This is a genomic window from Lysinibacillus sp. NPDC093688 (assembly GCF_050280145.1).
Classification (GTDB): domain Bacteria; phylum Bacillota; class Bacilli; order Bacillales_A; family Planococcaceae; genus Lysinibacillus; species Lysinibacillus xylanilyticus_B.
The window spans coordinates 216,121-224,428 of sequence record NZ_JBNNUX010000004.1; the positions used below are offsets into that span (position 1 = coordinate 216,121).

Consider the following 8,308-nt stretch of genomic DNA (forward strand, 5'->3'; position numbering starts at 1 on the left):
CTCCTTTCTAGTACTTCTATCTCTCTTCACCCATTCTCATATGAAAGTGGGTGAAGAGAGACAGAATAATAAAGCTATCTGTCTCCAATTTCACTAATTCATGACCGGAGGGGCCGTTTCTTCAGGGCTAAGCTCACGAACTAGCACCGGTACCGGATAATCTACACCTTCATGTTTTTCTAAACGGATCGAATACATCGACTGTAATGCTTGATGGTCTTCTTTTCGGAAAGTCATCGTTCCTTTTGGTGTTTCAAATGACATCCCTTCCATAATGCCGATCAGTTTTTCTGAATCTGTATCGCCATTTGATTTTTTAAGAGCATCTACAATTGAAATGGCTGCAGACATGCCTCCTGGCGTAAATAAATCTGGAACTTCATTAAAGCGTTTTTTATGTTCCTCAACTAACCATTTATTTACATCATTTTGTGGTAACGTATTATAATAAACAGAGAACCCTTCCATACCAATTAATGGATTCATAAATTTTAATGCAATAATATCTGGTGCACCTGTTGAAATTTTAATGCCCTTTTCTTGAATTTTTAAATCGGCAATTTGATTCCACGGTGAGTTTGCACCAGCCCATACAACAAATAAATAATCTGGTTTTGCATCAATTACTTTTTGCAAATTGGATGTAAAATCAGTTGCTGCCGGATCTGCATATTCCTCTAAAACAATTTCTGCGCCTAGCTTTTCCGCAGCTGTCTTAAAGGCTTTTACCCCGTCCAAACCAAAAGAATAATCCGGCGCGAACGTTGCGATTTTAACACCTTTTCCCGCGATTGCTGCCGCTGCTGCATAAGCATCCTGAGAAGAATTTCGACCTGTACGGAAAATATATTTATTAAATTCTGAGCCCGTAATACTATCCGCTACCGCAGGCTCCACCACCATAATCTTTTGGTACTCTTCCGCAAGTGGTAAAACAGCAAGCGTATCACCTGAGCTAGAGGAACCTACTAAAAAATCAACCTTGTCATCTTCTAAGAGCTTTGTCGCTTTTTGGACCGCTACCTCAGGCTTTGTTTCTGTATCTTCATAGACAATTTCTATTTTCTTACCGTTAACCTCCATCGTGCCGCCAGTCGCATATTCAATTCCTAAATCAAAGCCACGCTGTGTTTGTTTCCCATACGATTCAAGAGCACCCGTCAATGACGCAAGCACACCGATTTTTATTGTGCCCCCTTCCTCAGTCGTCCCCTTTGTATCATCCTCTGAAGCTTTACCGCCTGTTGAACTATCCTTCGATCCCTCTGAATTACAAGCATACATCAACATCATCAGCATCAATAAAAGCACAACTAACCAATGCTTCTTCATCCCATATCCCCTTTCATAATGAACTAAAAGAAAGCGCTTTCGTTGCTATGTAAACACTATATAAAACTTCAGTTACAAATTAGTTACAAGATAGTTGGCTCAGTTTAATTAGCCAACTATCTCTGTCGCGAAAATGGAGCGGTAGCGTAGTGGCAGCTGCAAAACCTTTTAATGAGCTGCCCTTTTATCGTCAAGTGGGGCTTTTTTTGGGGATGAGAGATTTATCGAAACAGTTTTGATCTTTATCGAGAACTTTTGATTGTTTATCGACCCACTTTTTTGATTTATCACCCAACTTTCGAAAAATATCGATATCTACCTTCATGCATGCTATCTGACCGTACTGAACCTTGTGGGGAGCTACTTTTTCTGCTGCGAAAATGGAGCGGTAGCGTAGTGGCGGCCGCAAAATATTTACATGGAGCTGCCCTTCTATCGTCAAGTGGGGCTTTTTTTGGGGATGTGATTGTTTATCGACCCACTTTATCGATTTATCACCCAACTTTTTTTAATTTATCACCCAACTTTCGAAAAATATCGATATCTACCTTCATGCACGCTATCTGACCGTACTGAACCTTATGAAAAGCTACTTTTTCTGCTGCGAAAATGGAGCGGTAGCGTAGTGGCGGCCGCAAAATATTTACATGGAGCTGCCCTTCTATCGTCAAGTGGGGCTTTTTTTGGGAATGAGAGATTTATCGAAACAGTTTTGAGCTTTATCGAGAACTTTTGATTGTTTATCGACCCTCTTTATCGATTTATCGCCCAACTTTTTTGATTTATCACCCAACTTTCGAAAAATATCGATATCTACCTTCATGCACGCTATCTGACCGTACTGAACCTTGTGGGGAGCTCATTTTTCTGCGACGAAAGGGAGCGGAGCGCAACGACAGCAACGAACCTCTTTAGCAGTTTTATATAAATTTTATATTAATTCATTCGTAATAATATATTATCCATATTGAAATCTGGTTTTTATAATGAAGATAGCACTTTTAAAAGGAGGGACTGGAATGGAGTTTAGTAAACTTGGCAATAGCGGATTAACAATAAGCAAGATTGCATACGGAAACTGGATAAATCATGGGGGTAAAGTAGATGAGGATACTGCAAAAGAGTGTGTTAAAGCAGCACTAGATGTCGGTATAACAACATTCGATACTGCTGATGTTTATTCTGAAACTAAAGCTGAAGAAGTACTCGGCAGGTCTTTACAAGGTATTCGCCGGGAGAGCATTGAACTATGTACAAAGGTGTGCCATCCGACTGGGAATGGGCAAAATGATAAGGGTTTATCACGAAAACATATTCTAGAAAATTGTAATGCATCTTTGCGTCGGTTACAGACAGACTATATAGATGTCTATTATGCACACAGATTTGACCCAACTACGCCTCTTGAAGAAACGATGTTAGCTTTCGCAGATCTTGTAAGACAAGGTAAGGTGCTTTATATCGGTGTAAGTGAGTGGACAGCAGAACAAATCACCCGTGGTGCAGCACTTTCAAGGGAATTGAATATTCCGTTCATCGCAAGCCAACCCCAGTATTCAATGTTGTGGAGAGTTATCGAAAGTGATGTTATACCAACCTGTCAACGTGAGGGACTTGGGCAAGTAGTATGGTCGCCTGTGGCACAAGGTGTTCTCACAGGGAAATATCTACCCCAAAAACCAGTACCAATCCAGTCGCGTGCTAATTCTTCGGCTGGCAAACCATTCTTTAATAAACTTGCACAACGTTGGATGAACGACAATGTGCTCACTGCTATTCAGAAGCTTAAACCCATCGCACAAGAGATTGATCTGACCCTCGCTCAACTCGCAGTAGCTTGGGTACTACAAAACCAGAACGTTTCCTCAGCAATTATCGGTGCCTCGAGCCCAGAACAGGTAAGAGAGAATGCGCTCGCTTCTGGTGTCAAACTAGACATTGAAATAATGAATCAGATTGACAAAGTATTAGAAGGTTTCGTTGAGTACGACCCGAGTAAAACAGGTTAAGTTTGCACGTGACTTTACAAGAAATATATATATCTTTGAAGTCTTCCTTTAAAATTCAAATTAAATTAGACTTCTTCCTTTCTAATTTTTAATTTCCCATCCCATTAGGATGGGCTTTTATTTTTGGTGATTAAGTTGAAAAATCGAATACATCTCTCTAACAACTGTTAAGAAATGATTTACTACTGCAGATTTTTCATCTTCTCTCCAACCAACATATAAATTTACTTTTGGTGTAGTCTCTTGGATTTTTTTATAGATAACCCCAGGATGTTTATAACTTTCCACCGACGATGGAACGACAGAAACTCCCATTCCGGTTGCCACTAAATTAACAATCGTTTGCATTTGAATAGCTTCTTGAACAACATTTAAACTTACACCATGATCCCAAAAGTAGCTAATAATTACATCATAAAAATTTGGACCCATATGACGCGGAAACAAAATAAATGGTTCATCAATTAACAATCGGAGTGGTATTTCGGGCAATGAGGCGAAAGGGTGATCTTGATGTAAAACCAATCTTAAAGATTCTTCCGAACAAACTTCAGAAGAAAGTATCCCGTTGTTCTGTTTAGAACGAATAAATCCAATATGAATTTGTTTCTCATAAAGTGCTTTTAATTGCTGCTCTGTTGTCATTTCACGTAATATAAGATGGATTTTAGGAAAGCGTTCTCGAAATTTATTAAGAACTTCTATAACAATTTCTGTGGAATCGACAAAACCAATTATTAAGCTCCCTATTTTCCCTTCAGCCGCAAGTTGTGTTTCTTTTATGGTTCTTTCTAATTGAAGCAGTGTTTGTTGAGATCCTTCTAAAAATATCTTCCCAGCATCCGTAAGTTCAACCATTCTTTTCGTTCTATGAAAAAGTTGAACGCCCAATTCTTCTTCTAATTTACGAATTTCTTGGCTTAAAGGAGGTTGCGCCATCCTAAGACGTTCTGCTGCACGACTAAAATTCAATTCTTCTGCCACCATTATGAAATATCGCATTTTCCTAATATCCATTTGCAACTATCCCTTCTACTAAATCTATTAAGGTATTCTTTTAATATCAAACTCATTTTAGTGCCTAGTATTTTCGTAGCCATACTTTTTATGTTTTACGGCTCTTTGGTTTAGGAAAAGTAACCGATGATTACTCAAATGGTCAAGCAATAATAAGTAACTTTAATACTAATGCTTCCGCAATATTCATTACGCCAATAATTCGTACAATGGATAACGATGGGAAAGTCACTAAAGAAAAACTTAAGACTATAAAAATTGATATAGATTCCAATGAGGAAAATACGTGATAAGAAATTAGACAGAAAGAATCCCTTGAATTTATTGAGAAGTGAATTCTTCAATCGATCAAAGGATTTCATTCTGTCTGTCTTTTTTAAAGGTTGTTTTCTCAAAGATTTTTGCTTCTCGTTTGGCTATCTTCTTTAACTTAAGCACCCGTTCGTATTAAAAGGTCAACCGGAGTAATAATCTGGTTGACTATTTTTTATTCAATTTATAGATTGATAGTAGCCGGGGTCGAACGGAAGCACCCGTGGGACTAGATCCCGACAACTAAACTGTTCGCACTCTACTTGTTAACACATGATTAGGCTGGTTGGGACAATACGATCTCGTATAACAAGTGAAGATATGAATAACAAGCTAGATAGAGGTTACCGGTCAATACACTTAGGAGGAGATAAACTATGAATCCAGTAGTTGGTCTGGATGTCGCAAAAGGTGAAAGTCAGGTTCAAATGTTCTTGGATAAAAAAATGCCCTATAAAAGCAGCGTGAAAGTTGATCATACGGTGGATGGATTGGAAGAGTTACACTCTTATTTATTAGATTTAGAGCGTCAAACAGGGATGAAGCCACCTATTGTTTTGGAATCAACGGGTCACTATCATGCCCCAGTTGTACAGTTTTTAGAAGCAAGAGAATACATTGTCATTATCGTAAACCCACTGGTTTCTTACCGAGCAAAAAGTTCTAGCTTGCGCAAAACCAAAACAGATGCCATTGATGCTTATCACTTAGGCGAACTGTATTACAAAGAGGATTTAGCGCCTCAGAAAAAGCGGGGTGTACAGTTATTAAACCTTCGGAATCTAACAAGGCAACACGAAAATATGACGGGAATTATGATTCAAACAAAGCTTCAATTTCAAGCCATATTAGATCAAATATTCCCTGAGTACAAAGGAGTTTTTGGCGATCTATACGCTGAGATTTCCATAAAAACTTTACAAGCTTACCCTACTTCTGAATCAGTCAAAGAAGCAGGTGTAGAAGAGATCGCACAATTCATTGATACACATTGCAAAGCACGTTGTAATTATTGCTTCAGTAGATGTTCTTCACGCCCAAAATTTAAATTCCATTAGTTATTGCGCTTTGGATTAATTTAATTTAATATACAAATGGTAACTCAATAACCATTAACTTACAAGGAAAATTATGAAAATTATTATATGGTTCTTTATCCTAAAATCGGGTGGGGAAGTTTTTTAGATAGCAAGTTTTCGTATAAAATACAATCGAAGGGGGCGGAATTTTATGGATTTTATCAGGAAATAAACAGCTTGGAAATAATTTATTCCTTTCTGCTATTGCGGATTGTCTCTGATCCTATCTGTACCTTATAGTAAGGGAAGAAGGGTACGGAAGAAGCCGTATAGTCAGTAGAAACCCTTGAAAAAGTTAGTTCAGAAAATTTCTAGTAGGAGGGTGTAAAATGAATTTAAAAGAAAAGTTGATATTAATAAAAGAAAATGGGTACCAAGCACCCCCCGATACATTCCAGTTGATACTAGAAATGATAAATAACATCGGTTCTTTGGATGCCCAACTACGTGATGAGCTAATTTATACAACCTTATCACATTGGATTCCTGATAATTCTCTAACAGCAAACGAACTAGAACAACTTCTACCGGTTGTTTTGGATAAAAACCATTTGCTTTCTAAGCTTGGTGAAACAAATACAGACTCTGTCTTCACTCGATCTTTCTCCATGCTAGTCATACCGCTCCTCTTCAAGAGGCATAGAGAATCACCATTTCTCTCAAGAGAGCAAATTCATCAGATAAAAGAGAAAGTATTTTACAATGTACAAAAAGAGCGAGATTACCGTGGGTATGACGAAGAAAAAGGCTGGGCTCATGCTATAGCCCATGCAGCAGATGCTTTAGAAGATTTGGCTCAATGTTCCGAACTGGATAAAAATGACCTCTTAACTATCCTCGATTTGGTTTACGAAAAGGTGACCATAACAGATCGAATTTACTCCGATGGGGAAGATGAGAGAATGGTAAAATCCATAATTAGTGTTTTAAATAGAAAAATACTTAGTCAGACTTATGTAGAGCAATGGATTCAAAGTTTTGGTGATGTGGAGAAAAATTCAGAATTTCTCCCTGCCTTTAAGCAAAAAAATAATATAAAGAACTTTTTGAAAAGTTTATACTTTCGAGTTAAATTTTACAAAGTGGATGCCGTTCTCTGCTCGACTATCGAGCATACATTATATAAAGTAGAAAAAGTATACTATTCCTAATTAAAAAAAATGAGGGGAAAGCACCCGCACTTGTCCGTCTCCACTTCAAATGTGGTAACAGGCAAACAATAGCCCTCAGGGAACATTTTTACTTCACACTTTTCACAGAAAATTTGATTTGCGGGGATTCAGATGGATCTCCGTTCTACATGGCAAAACAGACTATTCAACTAATTATTTTACCTTATTTTAGTATTAATTCACCTATTACTTTGAAATTTCTTATTGAACTAACCTGCTCCGTTAGTTGAATAAGAAAAACAATATTTATTACTTCTATTCGTTAATATTAAGTATCTTGTAATAAGCAAAAATGATGGTGGAGATACCAATCCCAAAAAGGATACTTCCTGCAGCTAAGAAATTATTTGTATAACCTTCAATTACAATTAGGTATTGCGAAGTGTCCATCCCACATTGTGTAACTATCCGATATTCAGCAAGTGATAATCCAATATCATCACTGAAAAATAGCAATATAAAACCAATTGCAGTTATTACAGAACCTAAAGAAACTAAACCTTTTAATTTATTTTTTGTCATTGCTCTTCCTCCAATCTATTCTTTCACTAAACTACTCCGTTAGTCGAATAAGAAATGAGGCTGCTGAAGCAACCCAATTGTTCAACTCAAGTCCCCGTTATTTTAATAAGAAACTTTTGATTGATACAAATAAAATAAATATAAATACAACTATACTTAGCCAGCCGTAACCTTTTTGTCCCTTTTGAAATTCTCTTAATCCCATTACCAACATCATTAATCCTAAAAACAACATCATATATGGTTGAAACTTAAAATCTTCAGTAATCAATCCATATCCTGCAAGTGAAATAACTGTTATTGATAAAATAATTTGCAAAAACATTAACAATTAAAAACCCCCCCTTAACAAAGTTACCGCATATTACCAATTTTCGTTAAACTATCCTGCCTCGTTAGTACAATAAGAAAAAAGAGCTGTCTAAAACAACTCTTTTTTCTTCAAGGAAAGCACCCGTTAGCCATCCATGTAGCGCAAAATCAACACTACACCACAGAAAATGAAAGATTTTTACGTTCTTTCATGGGAGTTTAATAAGAACAGCGACGCTTCTTCCACAATCGCGCCCGTTAATGGAATAACTGTAAGCTAATGAAGCTTTTTTAAAAGCTGCGTTTCCCTGCCCAGGCTCCTTGCATTTTACTGAGGAATACAATTTGCCCAATATGATATGCGTTGTGCATTGCTAAACTCTTCAGTTCAAGCACTAATGGATTGTCATCGGGAATCGGTCTATACAAATCTTCTAGTTCTGATTTTGCTAGTATTGTTTCAAGTTCACGATGAACAGAAAAGTATTCTTGTTTTGTTTCCTTCCAATTTGGAAAGGTCTCAGTTGGTAATCGATATGTAGCGTCATTATTT

General features: G+C 37.2%; 6 protein-coding genes and 2 pseudogenes. 3 read left to right on the forward strand and 5 right to left on the reverse strand.

What is annotated here, in order from left to right; all coding sequences use genetic code 11:
- Positions 1 to 93 precede the first annotated feature (93 nt).
- The gene (locus tag ACQKN2_RS05895; RefSeq protein ID WP_427414137.1) at positions 94 to 1,332 is read right to left on the reverse strand and encodes a substrate-binding domain-containing protein; all 1,239 of its coding nucleotides are present in this window, start codon (positions 1,330 to 1,332) and stop codon (positions 94 to 96) included.
- 1,019 nt (positions 1,333 to 2,351) lie between these two features.
- On the opposite strand from ACQKN2_RS05895, the gene ACQKN2_RS05900 reads away from it, so the two are divergent.
- Positions 2,352 to 3,341 (forward strand): aldo/keto reductase family protein, encoded by a 990-nt coding sequence (locus tag ACQKN2_RS05900; protein WP_427414138.1) that lies wholly within the window; start codon positions 2,352 to 2,354, stop codon positions 3,339 to 3,341.
- A 117-nt stretch (positions 3,342 to 3,458) separates the two neighbouring features.
- Here the strand turns inward: ACQKN2_RS05900 and ACQKN2_RS05905 are convergent, their stop codons facing one another.
- Positions 3,459 to 4,358, reverse strand: a complete 900-nt coding sequence (locus ACQKN2_RS05905) for a LysR substrate-binding domain-containing protein (protein WP_427414151.1) — start codon at positions 4,356 to 4,358, stop codon at positions 3,459 to 3,461.
- 689 nt (positions 4,359 to 5,047) lie between these two features.
- On the opposite strand from ACQKN2_RS05905, the pseudogene ACQKN2_RS05910 reads away from it, so the two are divergent.
- Together ACQKN2_RS05910 and ACQKN2_RS05915 are read left to right on the forward strand one after the other, a co-directional pair.
- Positions 5,048 to 5,674 (forward strand): annotated as a pseudogene (locus ACQKN2_RS05910) (IS110 family transposase); the annotation flags it as partial.
- Between the two features lie 404 nt (positions 5,675 to 6,078).
- Complete coding sequence (locus tag ACQKN2_RS05915; RefSeq protein WP_427414139.1) at positions 6,079 to 6,900, forward strand: DUF2785 domain-containing protein; 822 nt, start codon at positions 6,079 to 6,081, stop codon at positions 6,898 to 6,900.
- A gap of 276 nt (positions 6,901 to 7,176) precedes the next feature.
- Here ACQKN2_RS05915 and ACQKN2_RS05920 read toward each other — a convergent pair whose 3' ends face one another.
- From ACQKN2_RS05920 to ACQKN2_RS05930, 3 genes and pseudogenes are all read right to left on the reverse strand, one after another.
- Entirely contained in the window at positions 7,177 to 7,443 is a 267-nt protein-coding gene (locus ACQKN2_RS05920) for a hypothetical protein (protein WP_427414140.1), read from the reverse strand.
- Between the two features lie 97 nt (positions 7,444 to 7,540).
- The gene (locus ACQKN2_RS05925) at positions 7,541 to 7,774 is read right to left on the reverse strand and encodes a DUF3953 domain-containing protein (RefSeq protein WP_427414141.1); all 234 of its coding nucleotides are present in this window, start codon (positions 7,772 to 7,774) and stop codon (positions 7,541 to 7,543) included.
- Positions 7,775 to 8,046: 272 nt separating this feature from the next.
- Positions 8,047 to 8,308 (reverse strand): annotated as a pseudogene (locus tag ACQKN2_RS05930) (DinB family protein); the annotation flags it as partial.